This window comes from Spirosoma horti (assembly GCF_054776595.1).
The window spans coordinates 330811-348711 of record NZ_BAAHBQ010000007.1 but is presented as its reverse complement, the minus strand read 5'-3'; the positions used below and the strand labels follow the sequence as shown (position 1 = coordinate 348711).

Here is a 17901-nt window from a genome sequence, read left to right as displayed (position 1 = left end):
GGAGTCAGTTCGTATTGTGTGATGAAGCAACAGTTATTTTTTTTGCGTCGGGCGGGGCAGAGCCGCATTGGGCTGGGGCGTTGTTTGTGGAGATGAAACGGGTCGGGATTTGGGTAGAGAGAACCGGCCAATATGAATAACCAATCCCAGCGTACCCCGCAGGTAGTAGTCGTTGCGCGCCCCCGCAACTCGGCCATCCAGGGCATCGGTGAACGGTTGATTGTAAGAGATAGTCGACCGGAAGCCAATGGCTTTACTGGCAGAAAACTGTACGCCCACTCCGCCCTGCGCCTGTAAATAGCTGGCGCCCTGAAACTGGAAGGGAGTAGCCCCGCTTTGCGCTACGGCACCTGCCCCAACAAACAGCAAGGGTGTCCAGCGTTCATACGGCATTGTTCGGAAAATCAGATTACCCTCCAGCGAGGAAATATTCCGGGAAAAGGCACCCTCGCTGGCCAGCACGCCCGTGGCGCCATTGACCTGAATGCCAAAAGTGGGCGTGATGTGAAAATCCAGTGAGGCTCCATAGCTTCCTTTGAGCGTATGCCGGGCGTAATCGCCGTAATAACGAATAACGCCGGCGTAGGTATGAAGACTAAGAAAAGGAGGAGCCAGTTCTTTTCGCAGACCGTACACGTCCGTCTCGCTCATCACCGTTTTTTCCTGTTCGTAGGCATCGAGCGTTTTTTTCATTGCTCCGGCCGATTTATCAGCCGCCGTCCATAACCCATCCCGAACTCCTTCAATGATCAACCCTTCGACAGCTTTCTCGATGGCTTCGGTCACCGCCAGTTGTCCGGGCTCGGTTGTTGTCAGGCCCGTTTCTGTTTCCAGGAGCCGCTTGAAGGTTACGTAGCGAAACAGACTGGCATTAACGGTTTGAGATAGAATGGTTTTTGACGTGTAAATCGTTTTTAAAATCTTTCCCGATTTTGTCGAAACAGCCCGCAGATAAACCGTTACCCGATCCTGGCGGTATTGGGTAGCGCCACCTGCGCCAAAGTACTGCACGCCCCCGCCACCGGTAATGATATTGGCGTCGTACGAAACAACGCCACCTTCCAGAATAATACCGGCAAACAGGAGCGGAGGCAGGTTTTCGCCTTCCTTAAACTGCGCAACACTGGAGCGGACGATTTTTCGTTCGTTGAGCAGATTACTGACATTCTCCCGCTCAATGGCCACAAACCAGCCACTTTCTTCGAGCGCTTTGAGCAAAATGTTGGTGGTTCCCTGGGTGACGGCGGTCGAAAAGCCCGTTCCCGTTTCGGTTTGTTTATACTGGCCCGTCAGATCCCTGAATTTATAAACGGCAGCTACAATTTTTTCTTTGGCTAGGGGCAACTCTCGAAGCGACACCGTGGTTGGCGTTTCTTCGCCCAGCCGGGCGCGCCGGGCCTGTGTCGGCTGGTGGAAGAAAGCCGAACAGCCGGCTAAACATCCAGCCAAACCACTCAGAACACAGGCCCGGATGGCGACAACTAAACGTACGTTCATGGTATAAAAAAGAGGAAGGGTAAGCGCAATTAGTTTCCGGTAGTGGTGCAAAATCCCGAACGAGGCCATTAAAAATAGGGGATGGTGATAGACGTTTCGCCCCCTTTTCCATCCACGATACGGACAACGACGCCATCGGTTCCATTGCTGATCTGAACCTGATAATCGCCGAAGGTATAATTGCCGGGTTTTAAGGTACCCTCGCCAAACTGATTCCCAACAAGGCTATTCGTGATTCGGTTGAGGAGCTGATTTTGCAGACTCTGGGCAAAATTATTGAGTGAGTTCGGGGCACCGGTTGTGGTTGTCCGGGATGCTGTAGTGGCTGTTGGGTCCTTTGTTCTGTCCTGTGCCTGGGCCGAACTCAGCATCCAGGAGTAATTGAATGTATTGCCACCGAAGTTTGGGTTATTCGGATGATACACAAACGACTGGCCTGACGAATACGCACGTACGCCAAAGCAGAGAAGAAAGAGAAGTAGCGTGTTTTTCATACTGTATAGGTTGACGAAGCTGTAAGCCAATAAACTCACGTTAGTTTATTAAAATAAACCACTGCCTTTTTGGTCTTCATTTTCGAGAGACCGCTGAACCTCCTGGTAATTCAGGACATACTGGTTCACCACTTCGGCCGCATTGAAGGCATATTGTTCGAGAATTTCCTGCCGGATCTGTACGTAATTCTGCCAGACGATCTGGTCGTTCAGCGATACGGAAATGATGCTTGTGCCGATGCCAAAAGCCGGTAATTCATCAATGGTCACTAGAAATGCGTTAATATCAAGTTCAAGTTTTGGTGTTATTTTAAGCGTACTATCGGCCAGTGCAGTCGGCGAAACGGCTTTGGGTAACTCAACATAATGCCGAAAAAAAGCTTCGTAAAAATCACGCCCAATTTTTGAGCGCGTGTTATCCAGCAGCAGCGTCTCGGTTCCTTCTTCGGCGACAACCGTTTCGGTCAAAATATCTTCTTCGAGCCTGCCTTCCAGTTCGGGGTCCTGTGCCCAGGTAGCACCGCTTAGCAGCCCAAATAGGATAAGGAACAGTCCCCGTCGTAGCTTTTCCATCGCGTTAGTTTCCGAAAAGCCGTCCGTTTTGAATCGTTGCGGTCGCTCCTCCGCTTTGCTCAATTCGCAGGTTGGGAATGCCCGCGCCCGTTGCATCCCGGAACAACGACGTATTGTCAATGGTCAGCGTATTGCTGCCTGCCCCCTGGGCAACTTCGAGCCGGGTGTTCGATTGCTGAAGCCCGGTCATCTGTAGGCGGTCACCGCCATCCTGGGTGAGCATAAACCGATTGTTGGCACCGTTCAGCCCAAACGAAGCGCTATTGTTGCCGCCTGTCTGGTTCAATAGCACACTGTTGTTTACGCCCGACAGCGTCACGTCGCTATAGTTATAGCCATTGGTCTGGTTCACCTCCAGCCGGTTTTGAGAACCCGACACAACCGATAATAAAGCTGTATTGCTGGTTCCATTCTGATGAGCCGTGACGTCGTTTAATGAGGAGGTGGGATCGGGAGCACTGTTTGTTCCCAGTTTCAGTGTTGCCTGTGCCTGACTGGGTATGGAGGTTAAATTCCAGAAGGCGTCCTGGCTATTACTGGCACCCGCATTGCTCTGAGCCTGCGCTACAGTACCGGCAATCCAGAAAGAAACTAAGAAAAAGCGCTTCATAACTCGTTCATGTTTAGTTCGTTGGTAAACCACCTCGTTGAATGATTTGACTAGTATAGTTAGCGTACAGTCCATTGGTGGTGTTACTGTACCCACGGGCTTCAACCCGTATGGCCTGCCAATTATACACGGGCTAAAGCCCGTAAGTACACGTTAGTTTCGGGGTCGTTTTTTTTCTGATTTCTTTTTCTGCTCAGCCGGGGCGGGGCCTGTTTGATAAACACTGATCGTGTTTCCGTCATTGGACTGGTTGACAATCGTTTCGCCCTCACCCGATTGCGACGTGACTACTGAGTTTTTGGGCTCTGTGGCACCATCCGGTATACCTCCCTGCGTAATGGTCGCTACATTGCCGGCACCCGACTGAGAAATAACCACGCTGTTTGAAGAGCCTGCATTGGACTGGCTGACAACAGAGGTGTTTCCAGCACCCCGCTGCACGACTGACACATCGTGGGTGTTGCCTTGCTGGTTAATGACGGCTGTATTTTGAGCCATCGCGGCTACGCTGCCAAGCGTTGCAAAACTTAAAAAAAGGGCCTTTTTCATATGTTTGCTGTATTGTATCGATAAATAGGAATAAAGCGTAATAGACTGGTTTCCTGATTGAATGGTTAATTGCTGGTTTGGGTAATAACTGCTCTATTGCCCGTACCCATTTGACTGACATGAGCTATGTTTCCGGCTCCACCCATACTGTTCTGCAGGATGTATAGCTGGTTTCCGGAGCCGATCTGCCGGGCAATTGAATCAGCGCCCAGCCCTTCCACTAGGTTGCCATTTCCTGTCTGGTTGATACTGGCAAAATTGCTGGTACCCAGTTGTTGGTTACGGCTTATGTTGTTGGCATTCTCTTGCGTGACAAGTGTATAGTTGCCGCCTGATAGGTCAGCGCTGCCGCTTCCCTGCGTTACTTCGGCCACATTATTTCCATTGCCACTCCCGAAGCTGTATTGGTTTTGGATAATTCGTGCCGTTCCTGATACCTGATTGGTTTGTCGGATAACGGCCGTATTTGCCAGTCCAGACGGGAACTGATCAATGTAGGCTTCACTGTTACCTATGCTACCGGTTTGGTATATACGTCCATCGTGGCCATTACCTGATTGACCGATTCTGGCAACGTTATCGTGGCTGTTGTCGCTCTGATCGATGCTAGCCGTTCCGCCGTTTACGGGTGTCCAGCCAGCCGGGTATAGGCCGGTTGGCCCATCTCCTCCCATGTCAATTGTCGCCTTGTTAGTAGAGGAACTATTCGACTGGGTAATGCGGGCTTCGTTGTTATTGTCGCCGTATTGATTCAGATAGGCCTTGTTGTTAAAGCTGGTGTTCGTTTGTTGAATATGGGCAGTCAGGTTGTTGTTGCCGTGTTGAAACAAAAGAGCGGTGTTGTCGACTGCCAGATTGCTTTGATTAATTTCAGCTGTCTGGTACGTACCCACCTGAATGGTCGAGGCTTTGTTGTTGGCATTAAGCGTTGTGTTTGTTCCCATTCCCTGCGTTACCGCCGAATTCAGGTAACTGCCTGCCTGACTTTGCTGGCTGGTTTGCTGCATACCAACTTGGCTAAGTGTAGCCTGGTTTTGAGCAATAGCCACCGACAACGTCATGAAAGCAACGCCGGAAAGGAAAAGTTTCTTCATCGTGGGGATAGACTTAATAACAGCATCGACAAACGGGCTACCGAACTATCTACCCTGGGCAATACCTGACGTTTGTCGGCATTGACCCAGGGTAATCTAGATTAGGTTGGATAAGCGTAATTAGTTACCTGTCTGGTTGATTGTACCAACGTTTCCAGTTCCAAGTTGTTGAACCTGAGCATATTGTCCAGGGCCGCCAACTAAGGACGCCTGGGTTACCGTTAGTGAGTTGCTGGCGCCAATTTGCAGGGCAGAAGAGCCAGATATACCTGTTACAATGTTCTGGTCACCGGTCTGGCTGATTGCCGCCTGGTTGTTGATACCACCGTATTGGGTCAGGTTCGCGAAGTTTGAGTTGCCCGTTTGTCCAATGGTTGCCGACGAGCCACTCGTGAATGCACCGCCACCGCGCTGCTGGAGGTAGGCCTGGTTGCCGTTACCCACTTGGGAAATGAAGCCGGTGGTGGACACCGTAGCGAAATCGGACTGATCCAGAAAGCCAATGTTGTTATTGCCGTTCTGATTGACAGTTGCCACGTTGTTTGGACCAGCGTTGTTGCTCTGGTAAATCTGCGCGTTGTTGTTGTCCCCTAATTGATTGATCGTAGCATCCTGAGGACCAAAATTACTGTACTGCTGGATATAGGCAGAGCTATTTGTGCTACTTTGAAAATTGCCATTGCCCTGATTGATCGTAGCATTTTGGCTGGCGCCCACCTGATCGGTTTTAGCCACATCATTCTGAGCACCCAACTGAACAACGCGTGATTGCAGATTTTGACCATTTTGAAGAACAGTGGCCTGAGAATTAATTGTCCAGAAATTAGACTGATCAACCAATGCTTTGTTCCCACCAACACCCGTACCGTTCTGATTGACCGTGATAAAGTTACCTGGGCCTGCATCAGCGTTCTGGTAGGTATTGGCCGTATTCGTCAGCCCGGTTTGCGTAACGTTGGCCTGTTGCGTATAGTGGCTGAATTGTTGGTTGGTGTTTACGTTATTGGCTCCGTCCTGCACCACGTTTACTGTTTGAAAGCTGCCAACCTGCGCTGAGTTGGAGTTGTTACCTGTTCCATTTTGGCTTAAAGAAGCACTGTTTTGCGCGAAGGTTGTAGTGAGTGCACAAACGGCAATAACGGAAAGAATTATTTTTTTCATGGTTTATGAAAGAGAAAAATTAAAAAGAATGAATTGAAAGTAAGGTCTTCGGCGACTTTTCGCCCGTGTGTGTCGTAGTACGGTTCGGGTGGGTGACTATCTCCTGGCCAGCGAGCGTCGTCACCATACTCTGCGTGCGTTACCCAACGTTGCGTCAGCAATCACCGTGGGCAGATTTGGGTTGCATCGGCCTGAACCCGGTGTAGGTCCTGCCTGAGCACACGAATCATCGTTTGGAAACAGGACTGTTTCCTGGGTCTGTCGGCTAACCGCTACCCGCTAGCTGTATATTTATGGGTGTACTTGCACAGTAGAGAACAAGTCGTCTGGTTTATTTCCCTGAAGATGACCAGCTGCTCGCGCTGTTATTTTTTTGGCAACAGGCCAGCCTATGATAAAGGGTAAGATTACCCGTTATTCGCTACATTCCAGGAAAAAATCGATAGAAATAATACCCGTAGAATCAGGTGATCATTTGAGACAACATAGACAAACCACACTCTATAAAGGAGTCTTGCCAATTGCTGACGAAGCAGGAAGGAAAATGTGTTATCATAGTTAAGTGGATAGTTAACGTGAGCCCTGTAAATACTTGCCGTAAAGCCAAAACCTCAGATCAAGTGACACAACTTTCGCGTTTGGATGAATCAAAGGTAAAGGGACAAATCAAAAAACCAATACATGGTTTATCTACCGGAGCTATAGCTTATGTTCATTAAGCTGTCATTAAATTGTACAATATTTTCTTGCAAATAATCTAAATAATAGTTTACGCAGTATTTAATTGATTCATAATCAGGATATAGTACCATTTAGTCAAGTATCAGGAATAAAGCATATTTGTATTTATTCAACATAGTTGTGGGGCACTATATAGCCGTGTTTTACCACCTTTATGACCACCATATTTAGCAAGCGGTAGTCATCGTACCTATTTAGTATGTCATTTTAATTTATAACTATTCAAATATACACTGTACATACAGACAGGTAATTTATCAATAAAAATTATACTATTTCGGCGCTGTTTTTAAGTCTTTTTGATCAAAAACTCATTTATGGTAACAGCTTATTTTAATACCAATGTAAGTGGTTTATTGTATGGTTAGTTTGTTTTACTAAGTGTTGTCGGAATTATTAAACAAATAAATATTTTCTTCTTGCCTTGGCAAGGCGTTGGCTGCTATATAGACAAATCTGATTCAAGTAATCAAGCAACGGTAAACGTTTTCGCCTATCCGTTTGCTTGATTACTCAACGGCTTCCGTCAGCCATTACCAGGTTCGTTTGCTCATTACTTTATCTAATTCAGGCTTGGTCATGGTACCCAGTTCGGGGTGTTTACCAAGCCAGGTAAGGAAATTCGTTTTGATCTCATCGGTCCACTGGCTATCGATCTGACCGGTCGTGTATTTACCCGATTTAACCATTTCGAAGCCGAACTGGTCCTTGCGGGTAACAAACTCGGCCGTGCTGACAACCTGTTCGGCCATGTGAGCGGGCACGAACAGAACCCCTTCCCGCTGAGCAATGACCAGATCGCCGGGCAACACCATCACACTGCCTATGCGAATGGGGGCATTTAACCCCATCAAAACCATCTCTTCCAGAAAAGACGGATGAAAATCGCGAACGAAAGCGTTGAACCCCTTAATGTTCTGGAGTTCCTGTAAATCTCGGGCTGCTCCGTTAAAAACGACGCCATTGCCGGTTTTGCTGAAAATGGCATTGCCCAGTGTAGCGCCCATGAGCGTTCCCCCGCCAATCTTGCCAAACGCATCGGCTACATAGACATCGCCTTTGGTCAGTACTTCGATGGGCCAGGTATTGGTATTTCCTTTACGGCCCTGTTTCGAGATACCCCGCTCCTTAATCGTTTTCTCGACATCGGGTCGGCTAGGCATAAACATGGCTGTCACGGCGCGGCCCGTAACCGGCACGTCGTCGTGTATCAATTTCCAATTTCCTTCAAACTGGTTGGTATACCCTTCGTTTTTTAAAACCGTCCAGGCATCATCAATTCCAATGTGTTTGGCCCGTTCGACCAGATCATCGGAAATTTTCGGACGTCCATCCGGAAACCGATCACCCTTCCACTCCGAGGTTAAAAAGACCAGCTCGTCTTTCGGGATGGTTTGCCCCCATACGGAACGGCCAGTGCAGAATACGGTGATGCACGATACTAAAAGCGCAATTCTGAATTTCATTTGTCCGGTTAATTAATGAAAGTAAGTGAGTAAGTAGGCCCAAAATCAGACGTTGCCGAACCGTAAGTAACAGACACGTGGGAGGTAACTCTACGGTGGCTGTTTACGATTCGGCAACGGACCAATTTACAACGTGTAAAGGTAGTTAATGTCCTTCTTTGGCTAAATAGGCTTCCAGGTCTTTATCGGTTATGGCTAGTTTCTTCGGGTATTTACCAACCCAGGTTCTAAATTCACCTTTGATTTTGTCGGACCAGTCGCCATGAATTTCCCCCGATGGGTATTTCCCCTGCTGCAGGAGTACCCGCTCGAATTCGTCACGGAGCGCGGTCATTTCAGAAGCTGACACCAGTCCTTCAACAAGGTGGGCCGGAATAAACACCGTGCCATACTCATTGGCAAATACCGCATCCCCGGGAATTACCGTTACGTCGCCAATCCGAATCGGAGCGTTGATGGAGGTTGGCGTCATGTCTTTGATATACGACGGGTCATGCCCTTTCACCCAGGCGTTGAATCCTTTGGTATCCTTCAATTCCTGCATGTCCCGTACCGAGCCGTAAAAAATTACACCCTTTCCGGTTTTGCCGTAAATGGCATTGCCAAGGCTTGAGCCAATCAGGGTGCCATCTTTAATCTTGCCGAAGCCATCCGCTACATAAATATCGCCTTTCGTCAAGACATCGATTGGCCAGATGTTAATACCCCCTTTCTGGGAGCGGCCTTCTGCTTTCCCCTCCGCCCGTACCAGGCTATCGAGGTCCGGACGGGTCGGCATGAACTGGGCCGTAACGGCACGCCCGGTCATGGTTTCGCCGGGTTTGAGGATGATCCAGTTTTTCTCGACCTGATTGCGGTACCCTTTTTGACCCAGATACCCCCAAATCTGCTCCAGTGTGCAATTGGCCAGCCGTTCCAGAACAATATCTGGAATCTTGGGCCGACCATCGGGAAAGCGCTCGCCTTTCCAGTTGCCGGTCAACGCTTTAACGTATTCTGGCGATGAGCCTACCCGTTGGGCCTGGGCTACAAAGCCGCCCATCAGGGTAATGGCTGTAGCAACTAGTAACGTTTTTTTTAACATGGTTTTAATAAAGGTTAACGGGTTGAGGAGACAAGTAAGTGCTTGATTGAGTGGGCAATACAATCTGCGCCTATCGCATCACTTTTTTGCATGAACGAAAGAAGAATTTATAGAGAGAATTTTAGTCAAAAAGACGAGATCATAAGTAAAATACTGGTATTAACATACTTATGTAACTATTGGATAATGTCCTGATTCATTACGGCCAGCGGGCCATAAGCCTGGAACAGAAACTGTCCATAAACGCCATTAACTCCTGAATCCTTTTTTGCCATGAAGAACATTTTCTCCCGATTGTCGGCCTCTGACAATCCCTCTGACCGCCGTGACTTTTTGCGAAATGCTGGTTTAGGCGGCTTGTCCCTCGGTTTTATGTTCGACAAGCAGACCGCCTATGCTGCCGAGCAGGAAATGGAATACATTACCCAAAAAGTACCCCGCGATTCGAAGCCCGCCGATTTGAAAATTACGGACATGCGGGTTGCCGTCTTGAACGGCGTACCGTTCAGTAGCCCTATTATTCGGATCGATACCAATCAGGGTCTTATCGGTTGGGGCGAAGTCCGCGATGGGGCCAGTGCCAATTATGCGCTGATGCTGAAAAGCCGGCTGCTGGGCAAAAATCCCTGTAACGTAGAACAGATTTTTAAACAGATCAAGCAGTTTGGTGGCCAGAGCCGTGCGGCTGGCGGGGTTTGTGGTGTTGAAATGGCCCTTTGGGATTTGGCTGGTAAAGCCTATAACGTCCCGGCTTATCAACTGCTGGGAGGAAAGTACCGCGACTTTATCCGGCTCTATGCCGATACGCCCGAATCCAACACGTACGAAGGGTTTGCCGAAAACATGAAGAAGCGCCGGGATCAGGGGTATACCTTCCTGAAAATGGACTTCGGCATCGGGATGCTGGCCGATCAGCCGGGCATGCTGGTCAATGCCAATAACTGGAGCGTTAAGCAGCAGTGGAACGACAGAGAGTCGGGGAAGCTTGGTAATTATGCCAACACGAAGCACCCATTTACTCGAATTCAGGTCACCAAAAAGGGCCTTGATAGACTGGTTGAACACGTTGGTAAAGTGCGGGAGATCGTTGGGTATGATACTCCCCTGGCCGCCGATCACTTTGGTCATTTCGATGTGAACACAGCCATTCAGATTGGCAAGGCAATGGAACCATTCCGGCTGGCCTGGCTCGAAGACCTGGTGCCCTGGTTCTATACGGATCAATGGAAACAGATTACCGATGCCATTGACACCCCGACACTAACGGGTGAAGATATTTACCTGAAGGAAGGGTTCATCAAACTCATCGACGCCAAAGCCATCGACATGATCCACCCCGATCTGGCGACATCGGGTGGCCTGCTCGAAACCAAGAAGATTGGTGACTATGCTGAAGAAAAAGGTATTCCAATGGCCATGCACTTTGCCGGTTCGCCCATTTCGATGATGGCTAACGTACACTGTGCGGCTGCTACCGAGAATTTCGTAGCCCTCGAACACCACGGCGTGGACGTCGCTGGTTGGGAAGACCTGGTTACGGGCATGAAGCCGATTGTTGATAAAGGCTTTGTGAAAGTGCCCGACAAGCCCGGCCTGGGTGTTGAGCTAAATGAAGATGCCGCCAAAAAATTCCTCAAGAAAGGCGCTACCTGGTTTGCGCCAACCGAGATCTGGAACACAAAAGATTCTGCCGACCGCGAGTGGAGTTAATGTAACGCCATTTGCACGGGCGCCCCCGATCCTGCCTGCATAACCGTTGAGTTGACATCCAATGCGGCTATGCAGACAGGATCGGGGGCGCCCGTGCGAATGGCGCTACTCTAATAAATCTTGTAGCGCCATTCGCAAACCGGCATGCTGATAGGCGAAATCCGTCTCATCGGCAATCCGTTTATTGAGTACATAGTTACCGCCCGTAACAACAATCGCCATTTCGCCGTATAGCAGTTTGATGGCGAAATTTGGGATATTGGGCAGTAGAATAGGCCGATGAAGTACCTCGGCAATGGTCCGGGTCAAGGTTTCGTTGGTAACGGGATTAGGGGCAACCGCGTTGTAAACGCCTTGCCAGGTCTCGTCGGAAAGGCCCCGAATAAATAATCGACACAGATCGTCGAGGTGAATCCAGGAAATGTATTGCTGACCCGAGCCAATGGGCGCGCCAGCACCCAGTCGAATGGGTTGCACTAGCTTAGGCAGTGCTCCCCCTTCCGACATCAGCACCACGCCAATCCGAAACTTTACGGTACGAATATCGAGGGCCGCAACCTGTTCTTCCGAACGCTCCCAGGCCCGCACCACCTGAGCCAGAAAATCAGACCCGCCCTGGCTGGTTTCTGTAAGCGGCCGGTCGGCGGTGTCGCCCCCATAATAGCCAATCGCGGAGGCACCCATAAACGATTTCACCTGGTGAGGGTTCTTCGCCAGTGCCTGTACCAGCAAGTCGGTCGATTGAGTTCGGCTATTTAGAATGTCTTCTTTCCGCTGATCTGACCAGCGCTCATCGGCAATTCCTTCACCCGCAAGGTGAATGATATAATCGGCTGTGGCAATGGCTTGGGGGTCGATGTGCCCTTTTTTTATATCCCATTGATAAACACGTACATCGGGGATGGATTTGGGTGACCTGCTCAACAATGACACTTGATAACCTGCCTGCTTGAGCAGTTGCATTAGGCGACGGCCGATGAAGCCAGTGCCCCCGGTAATTAAAACTGTTTGATTCATACGTCAGCATGTTGGTTGGCGGGTCTAGTCATAACACACCAAAGGCCCCTGGTGTTCGTAAACCAGAAGACTATAGCTGCCAGTCTTTGGGTAAACCCAATTGCCGGGCGTAGTGGGCTGGAGCGGTATAATGCACCCAGCTCAGCAGCTTATTGATCTCATCGGCAAACTCGATATGATAATCGGGGTCGAGTTTCAGGGCTTTTTTCAACACCTGATCGGTGCGTTTGGCAATGTATTCGGCGGCTTTGTCGGAACGGGAGTTGTACTTCTGCAAGAGGTGCGCGTTGTGCTCGTAAAACGTGTTGAGCATGCACAGCATCAGTTCAACTTCGCCGTATTTGTCTTTTGTAACTTTGAGGTGGCGACTTATGTAACCGCTCGCTGTCCGCATATCCATCATCAGCCAGCCGGGCGTATCGGCATGCAGCCTGGAGGTGCGGTCAATGAACTCCCGGATCAGGCTACGTCGTTCGTCAACAGTTTTTCCCTCTTCAACCAACTCAAATTGAAGCTTTTCGGTCAATACAGCATCTTTCGCAATCAGCCGAAGTAGCAATTTATCTTTCTCCCCGCCCGGCATACGAACGATGGCTTTTTTGAGATCAGGATCGAGAGCAGGCATATTGTTTAATGATGAATGATAAATTATGGATTATGAATGTAAAAATAACTTTGCTTTAAGTAATCATTCATCATTCATCATTCATCATTCATCATTCATCATTCATCATTCATATCTAAACGCCCACCGTATCGCCTTCGTCGGCGCGGATCTTGTCTTCGATATAGGCGATGATGTGCGCGGCAACGTCGATGCCGGTGGCGTTTTCGACGCCTTCCAGTCCGGGAGACGAATTGACTTCCAGCACCAGAAGGCCGCGGTCGGAGGGAAGCATATCGACACCGGCCACTTTCAGCCCCAGAGCGCGGGCAGCCGCAATGGCCGTTTGTTCTTCGTGCGGAGTCAGTTCAACTGCCACGGCATTACCGCCCCGGTGAAGGTTGGATCGAAAATCGCCCTCCAGGCCCTGGCGTTTTATGGCACCTACCACGCGGCCACCCACCACAAACGCCCGAATGTCCGACCCTTTGGCCTCGGCAATGAATTCCTGAACCAAAACATTCTTCTTCAAGCCGTAAAACGCTTCGATGGTCGACTTGGCCGCTTTGGTTGTTTCGGCGAGTACTACGCCAATGCCCTGCGTTCCTTCCAGTAATTTGATCACAACGGGCGGGCCGCCAACGAGGTGGATGAGTTGGGTGATGTCGCCGTTTTTAGGGTGATTGGCGAACATGGTTTTGGGCAAACCAACGCCCGCTTTGGAGAGGACCTGCAAACTGCGGAGCTTATTGCGGGAACGCATGATTGCCTGCGATTTGCCGGTTGTAAACACGTTCATCATTTCGAACTGTCGAACAACCGCGCAACCGTAGTCTGTTACGGAGGCCCCTATCCGGGGAACAATCGCATCGAATGAGTCTAATTCCCGGCCTTCGTAAAGCACCGAGGGTTTACCACCTTCAATCATGACGTGGCAGTTCAAATGGTTCACAAGAACGCCCTCATGGCCGCGCTGGTTGGCAGCTTCGAGCAGTCGTTGCGTCGAGTATAAGTTCGGATTGGCCGATAAAATGGCAATTCGCATTGATTCAGTGATCAGTTATTCGTGAATAGTTGTCAGCGAACAGGTGTGAGTGAGCTTAATCGTTTTCTGACTGAGTGGATAAAGAGCAGGATTTACGGGCTAGTTTGGCTTCGTACGACAGATTTTTCTCGGACACGTCGACGATAAAGCGATTCCGGAGCAGTTTTCGGCCCAAAAGTACAGGGTTTTTTAGTTGTTCGCGATCCGCAAGCGTAAACTCAGCCCGGATGGTTCGTCCGAATATAACGATACGGGTCGTGATAACATACCGTAATTCGGCCACCCCAAACGAATTGCGAATCATCCGCTGGCTGAAGGACTCGCTACGGAATTTTCGGGCTGGCAGCCCCGTTTTGTCGATCAACCAAAAACTTAACTTTGTTTTCAATCCTGATTTTACCAGCCGGACGTCTTTACAATGGAGCGCCGATGTAAACGCACCCGTATCGACTTTCGCCTGTATATCGAACAAACCCAGATCCGGGAAATCGACCAGATCGGTCATGCCAATAATTTGCTTGGGCCTAGGAGAACGGGGCTTCATGAGGAAAGTGGGTAGTTGGTTTGTGGTTGGCTGGTTTGTGGTTTGTAGTTGGCTGGCGCACGAGTGTTGCTAACGCGGCAGCTAACCGTAAACCACAAACCGTAAAACTACAAACCATAAATCGTGCTACGTGCGTATTAACCGGCTGAAGGTGAGTGACATATCCAACATGATCATTTTAGCGCGGGCATTCCGTTCGAGGTGATAAGCGGCTTCGTTGAGGTCATGAACAATGTGCTCGATATGGTTGATTGTCAGAATCTTGGCGAAATTCTTTACAAAGGCCATCTCGTCGTCAGGCAACCGTAGTAATTCGGCGGCTCCCTGCTGCCATAGAAACAAATCACGGTAGAGTCGAATGCTGTAATCGAGCAATCCTTTCTGTTTCTCCTTGCTGAAACCATCAAACTGGTCGGCCTGTTTAACGAGCGCGATTAAATCCTGCCGATAGCAAGTACGCATCCATTCGGCGAACCAGACATGCTGGTCCGTGGAACTGGTATCGTGCTGGCTCAATTGCAAGGCTTCGGCCAGATTGCCATCGGCGAGGTAAGCCAGCCGTCGGGCGGTTGTTTCGTCCTGGTTCAGGTGCTGGCGTAGGTAGGTGGCCACTTCCTCGTCCGTAAATGACCTGACGGCAACGCGCTGGGTCCTCGACAAAATCGTGATCAGCAACTTGTCCGACTGGTTGGTTACCAGCAGAAACAGCGTTTGAGCAGGCGGTTCTTCCAGTACCTTCAGCAGCGCATTGGCCGAAGTCACGTTCATCAGCTCGGGCAACCAGATAAGCATAATCTTATACGCGCCCTCATAGGCTTTCAGGGATAGCTTCTGCAGAATATTTCGGGCCTCTTCAGCCGAAATATTGCCTTGTTTATTGTCAGCCCCAACCGACTCGAGCCAGTCGGGCAGAGTGCGGTAGGGCGAACTGAGCAAAAACTTCCGCCAGTCGGTCAGATACGTTTCCGATGTTTTCCCTTTCCCCTGATTCGTGACCGGAAAAACCATGTGCAGGTCGGGGTGCACGAGCTTCTGAACTTTTATACAGGATGCACACCGGCCGCAGGAATCCTCGCGCTGTTTATCTTCGCAGTTGACATACTGGGCCAATGCCAGCGCCAACGCCAGATTCGCACTACCCGTTGGCCCATCGAAAAGCAAGGCATGCGCCAGGTGGTTGGATTGCACCGCCCGCAACAGCATCTGCTTGGTTTCGTCAAGGCCTATTATTTCGTTGAATAACACGTTTGTTGGAATGGTGAATAGTGAATGATGAAGTATAAATGATGAATGATTCCTGGTTGGATTTTCATCATTTATACTTCATCATTTATCATTGAGAAAATATGTCTTAAAATCCCTTCCTCCACCTCATCGAACGCCTTGTCACGTCGAATAAACGCTTCTTTCGCTACGTGTAGCGCCTTTTCGATACGATAGGGTGTAATGCCTTCGGCGGCACCACCCCACGAAAAAGAAGGAACATGTTTGTGTTGAAAACCCGCGCCAAAGACGTTGGCACTGACTCCCACTACAGTTCCGGTGTTGAACATCGTACTGATGCCCGCTTTGGTAAAATCGCCCATCATCAGGCCACAGAAAATCCGTCCCGTATCTTCCAGGCGGTTTGTGGCGTAGGAGTGGAGCTTCACGTTGCTGTAATCGTTTTTCAGATTCGAGTTGTTGACGTTGGCACCCAGATTACACCATTCGCCAATCACCGAATTACCCAGAAAACCATCGTGCGCTTTGTTGCTGTAGCCGAAAAAAACGGAGTTTCCTACCTCGCCACCTACTTTGCAATAGGGCCCGATGGTGGTATTACTCCGCATTTTGCCGCCCCAGTTGACGGTCGAGCCTTCGCCGAGCGAAAACGGCCCGATCACAATGGAGCCTTCGCTGATCGTAGCATCACGACCAATGTAAATAGGGCCTCCCTCCGCATTCAGAACAGCCGCCCGAATGGTAGCACCAGGTTCGATAAAAATGTTTTCCGGCGCATAGCACCGGGTGAAAGGGTCGGTAATGGGTTCGGATGTTCGGCCGGCTGTTAGTCGGGCAAAGTCGGCCCGGAGCTGATCGCCATTATGCACAAAAATATCCCACAGATGGTGGACAATCGTCAACGGCTCCATAAATGTGCGGAGTGGAAAGTCGTCAGTTACCGTCGGCGCAGTGGTTAGCGGGGTATTTGTCCGCAGGGCCAGCAGCAAGCCGTCGTGGGTAATCAGGCCCGTATTACGGGGTAGCGCCAGAATCGTTTCTTTTAAGGCATCGGTCGGGCAAACAGCTCCATTTATATACCAGTTATCGACACCAGCGTTCTGCGGGAATTTAGCCTGCAAATAAGCTTCGGTCAGATACGACGGCGTTTGTTCGAGAGTATTGGCCCATTTTTCGGCCAGCGTGAGTGTACCGATACGGACCCCCGCCACCGGCCGCGTAAACGTAAGGGGTAACAGAGCCGTGCGGATGACTGGATCGTCAAATAAAATCAAAGTTGGCATTGATTGCATCAGGGTAATCAGGTGGCAAATATCCAACCTTAATCTGGAAAAAGAGAACGTATGAAACGGTACTTTTGCGAAAATATGGCAGTCCTATCCCTTGACGGTATTATCCAGCGAATTGCTGATTTGCAGGCCAAAACGGGCCTGTTTGCTTCGTTTCGGCATAATCCAGCCGTATTCTACCGTCGTCCGGATACCAATGTTTTCTTTACGGCCGTAACGGTGTTTACGTTGCAACAGCTCCGTTCGGCGGTATCCCCTAAAAGTCAGCAATTGATCGACCGTATTGCCAGTCGGGCCCAAACCGCTTACCCTATTTTTCAGAATAAAGACGGGCTGAAAACCTATAATTTCTGGCCTACGCGTCCCTCGCAGCACTTTTCCAACGGCTATATCTTTCGCCATTTCGAGCACTTTCGGATTCCCGATGACATCGACGATACGGCGATGGTGTACCTCACTACCACGCCCGCACCCGACGAACGACGTTGGCTAAAGGAAAAACTGGGACAACATGCTAATGGAAGTCAGCTCCAACGCATCCGGAATACCTATCCGGAATACCGGCAACTGCGCGCTTACTCGACTTGGTTTGGCAAGAATATGGGCGTCGACTTCGATGCCTGCGCGTTGAGTAATATCCTGTATTGCATCTATCAATATGATTTGCTCAGAAACCAGCATGATACCGATTCACTGGCCTACCTTAAGTCGATAGTCGAAACGGGCCGATATGTGTCGGAGCCGTTTCGCTGTGCGCCCCACTATGCGCGTACGGCACTCATTATCTACCATTTGGCCCGACTCATGTCGGCTTTTTCTATTGCCGAACTGGAGCCCACTCGCCCTCGCCTGATTGCCGATGCCCGTTTGCTGATGACGACTTCCCAAAACCGGGTAGAGCAGTTGCTACTGGCAACGTCTCTGCACCGCTTAGGCGAGGTCGTTCCTGCCATTGACCTGACAGACATCGAACGAGATTTTGCCGATTTTCACTTCTTCATTGCGGGGCTACTCACCGCTTACGAACAACCCTGGTTGCGTCGTTTCGCCGACCGCCAATTGATGCAAATGCGCTGGCAGTGCGAGGCTCACTGTTGGGCGCTGGTGGCAGAATATAGGGTTATGTATGATGTATGAGCCTGGCGTGTCGGGACAAAGCGGGGCCAACCGGAATAGGCGAACAAGGGATAAAGGCGTAA

At 49.9% G+C, this 17901-nt stretch carries 17 protein-coding genes; 2 read left to right on the top strand and 15 right to left on the bottom strand.

Annotated elements, in window-relative coordinates; genetic code table 11:
- Positions 1-33 precede the first annotated feature (33 nt).
- The 9 genes from ACYVAM_RS22980 to ACYVAM_RS22940 form a co-directional block, all read right to left on the bottom strand.
- Positions 34-1497 carry a CsgG/HfaB family protein gene (locus ACYVAM_RS22980; protein ID WP_461071427.1) on the bottom strand — a complete coding sequence of 488 codons (1464 nt, stop codon included), beginning with the start codon at positions 1495-1497 and terminating at the stop codon, positions 34-36.
- Positions 1498-1565: 68 nt separating this feature from the next.
- Positions 1566-1991 (bottom strand): curli production assembly/transport component CsgF, encoded by a 426-nt coding sequence (locus tag ACYVAM_RS22975; RefSeq protein WP_461071425.1) that lies wholly within the window; start codon positions 1989-1991, stop codon positions 1566-1568.
- A 48-nt stretch (positions 1992-2039) separates the two neighbouring features.
- Entirely contained in the window at positions 2040-2564 is a 525-nt protein-coding gene (locus ACYVAM_RS22970) for a CsgE family curli-type amyloid fiber assembly protein (RefSeq protein ID WP_461071423.1), read from the bottom strand.
- Between the two features lie 4 nt (positions 2565-2568).
- Positions 2569-3174, bottom strand: coding sequence for a hypothetical protein (locus ACYVAM_RS22965; protein ID WP_461071421.1), 606 nt, complete (start codon positions 3172-3174; stop codon positions 2569-2571).
- 153 nt (positions 3175-3327) lie between these two features.
- Positions 3328-3723 (bottom strand): hypothetical protein, encoded by a 396-nt coding sequence (locus tag ACYVAM_RS22960; RefSeq protein ID WP_461071419.1) that lies wholly within the window; start codon positions 3721-3723, stop codon positions 3328-3330.
- A 65-nt stretch (positions 3724-3788) separates the two neighbouring features.
- Positions 3789-4817, bottom strand: coding sequence for a hypothetical protein (locus ACYVAM_RS22955; protein ID WP_461071417.1), 1029 nt, complete (start codon positions 4815-4817; stop codon positions 3789-3791).
- Positions 4818-4937: 120 nt separating this feature from the next.
- Entirely contained in the window at positions 4938-5978 is a 1041-nt protein-coding gene (locus tag ACYVAM_RS22950) for a hypothetical protein (protein WP_461071415.1), read from the bottom strand.
- A 1274-nt stretch (positions 5979-7252) separates the two neighbouring features.
- Positions 7253-8185 carry an RraA family protein gene (locus ACYVAM_RS22945; protein WP_461071413.1) on the bottom strand — a complete coding sequence of 311 codons (933 nt, stop codon included), beginning with the start codon at positions 8183-8185 and terminating at the stop codon, positions 7253-7255.
- Positions 8186-8330: 145 nt separating this feature from the next.
- A complete protein-coding gene (locus ACYVAM_RS22940) occupies positions 8331-9269 on the bottom strand; it encodes an RraA family protein (RefSeq protein ID WP_461071411.1) in 939 nt (312 codons plus the stop codon).
- Between the two features lie 273 nt (positions 9270-9542).
- On the opposite strand from ACYVAM_RS22940, the gene ACYVAM_RS22935 reads away from it, so the two are divergent.
- Complete coding sequence (locus tag ACYVAM_RS22935) at positions 9543-10979, top strand: mandelate racemase/muconate lactonizing enzyme family protein (RefSeq protein ID WP_461071409.1); 1437 nt, start codon at positions 9543-9545, stop codon at positions 10977-10979.
- Positions 10980-11084: 105 nt separating this feature from the next.
- Here the strand turns inward: ACYVAM_RS22935 and ACYVAM_RS22930 are convergent, their stop codons facing one another.
- The 6 genes from ACYVAM_RS22930 to ACYVAM_RS22905 all read right to left on the bottom strand — a co-directional run bounded on the left by ACYVAM_RS22930 (position 11085) and on the right by ACYVAM_RS22905 (position 16696).
- Positions 11085-11996, bottom strand: coding sequence for a TIGR01777 family oxidoreductase (locus ACYVAM_RS22930; RefSeq protein WP_461071408.1), 912 nt, complete (start codon positions 11994-11996; stop codon positions 11085-11087).
- Positions 11997-12066: 70 nt separating this feature from the next.
- Positions 12067-12621 (bottom strand): hypothetical protein, encoded by a 555-nt coding sequence (locus tag ACYVAM_RS22925; RefSeq protein ID WP_461071406.1) that lies wholly within the window; start codon positions 12619-12621, stop codon positions 12067-12069.
- Between the two features lie 115 nt (positions 12622-12736).
- Positions 12737-13645, bottom strand: coding sequence for a 30S ribosomal protein S6--L-glutamate ligase (gene rimK / locus ACYVAM_RS22920; protein ID WP_461071404.1), 909 nt, complete (start codon positions 13643-13645; stop codon positions 12737-12739).
- Positions 13646-13700: 55 nt separating this feature from the next.
- Positions 13701-14189 (bottom strand): ATP-dependent zinc protease family protein, encoded by a 489-nt coding sequence (locus ACYVAM_RS22915; RefSeq protein WP_461071402.1) that lies wholly within the window; start codon positions 14187-14189, stop codon positions 13701-13703.
- Positions 14190-14315: 126 nt separating this feature from the next.
- Positions 14316-15434 carry a DNA polymerase III subunit delta' gene (holB, locus tag ACYVAM_RS22910; protein ID WP_461071400.1) on the bottom strand — a complete coding sequence of 373 codons (1119 nt, stop codon included), beginning with the start codon at positions 15432-15434 and terminating at the stop codon, positions 14316-14318.
- A 71-nt stretch (positions 15435-15505) separates the two neighbouring features.
- Positions 15506-16696, bottom strand: a complete 1191-nt coding sequence (locus tag ACYVAM_RS22905; RefSeq protein WP_461071398.1) for a GlmU family protein — start codon at positions 16694-16696, stop codon at positions 15506-15508.
- Positions 16697-16756: 60 nt separating this feature from the next.
- Here ACYVAM_RS22905 and ACYVAM_RS22900 point away from each other — a divergent pair, with 60 nt between their 5' ends.
- Entirely contained in the window at positions 16757-17839 is a 1083-nt protein-coding gene (locus ACYVAM_RS22900; RefSeq protein WP_461071395.1) for a hypothetical protein, read from the top strand.
- The last annotated feature ends 62 nt before the right edge of the window (positions 17840-17901 follow it).

Coding starts and splice junctions, on each gene's coding strand:
- ACYVAM_RS22965 (WP_461071421.1), bottom strand. CDS start 3,174: ATGAAGCGCTTTTTCTTAGTTTCTTTCTGGATTGCCGGTACTGTAGCG.
- ACYVAM_RS22935 (WP_461071409.1), top strand. CDS start 9,543: ATGAAGAACATTTTCTCCCGATTGTCGGCCTCTGACAATCCCTCTGAC.
- ACYVAM_RS22955 (WP_461071417.1), bottom strand. CDS start 4,817: ATGAAGAAACTTTTCCTTTCCGGCGTTGCTTTCATGACGTTGTCGGTG.
- ACYVAM_RS22975 (WP_461071425.1), bottom strand. CDS start 1,991: ATGAAAAACACGCTACTTCTCTTTCTTCTCTGCTTTGGCGTACGTGCG.
- ACYVAM_RS22915 (WP_461071402.1), bottom strand. CDS start 14,189: ATGAAGCCCCGTTCTCCTAGGCCCAAGCAAATTATTGGCATGACCGAT.
- ACYVAM_RS22950 (WP_461071415.1), bottom strand. CDS start 5,978: ATGAAAAAAATAATTCTTTCCGTTATTGCCGTTTGTGCACTCACTACA.
- ACYVAM_RS22970 (WP_461071423.1), bottom strand. CDS start 2,564: ATGGAAAAGCTACGACGGGGACTGTTCCTTATCCTATTTGGGCTGCTA.
- ACYVAM_RS22905 (WP_461071398.1), bottom strand. CDS start 16,696: ATGCCAACTTTGATTTTATTTGACGATCCAGTCATCCGCACGGCTCTG.
- ACYVAM_RS22925 (WP_461071406.1), bottom strand. CDS start 12,621: ATGCCTGCTCTCGATCCTGATCTCAAAAAAGCCATCGTTCGTATGCCG.
- ACYVAM_RS22980 (WP_461071427.1), bottom strand. CDS start 1,497: ATGAACGTACGTTTAGTTGTCGCCATCCGGGCCTGTGTTCTGAGTGGT.
- ACYVAM_RS22930 (WP_461071408.1), bottom strand. CDS start 11,996: ATGAATCAAACAGTTTTAATTACCGGGGGCACTGGCTTCATCGGCCGT.
- rimK (WP_461071404.1), bottom strand. CDS start 13,645: ATGCGAATTGCCATTTTATCGGCCAATCCGAACTTATACTCGACGCAA.
- ACYVAM_RS22945 (WP_461071413.1), bottom strand. CDS start 8,185: ATGAAATTCAGAATTGCGCTTTTAGTATCGTGCATCACCGTATTCTGC.
- ACYVAM_RS22940 (WP_461071411.1), bottom strand. CDS start 9,269: ATGTTAAAAAAAACGTTACTAGTTGCTACAGCCATTACCCTGATGGGC.
- ACYVAM_RS22900 (WP_461071395.1), top strand. CDS start 16,757: ATGAAACGGTACTTTTGCGAAAATATGGCAGTCCTATCCCTTGACGGT.
- ACYVAM_RS22960 (WP_461071419.1), bottom strand. CDS start 3,723: ATGAAAAAGGCCCTTTTTTTAAGTTTTGCAACGCTTGGCAGCGTAGCC.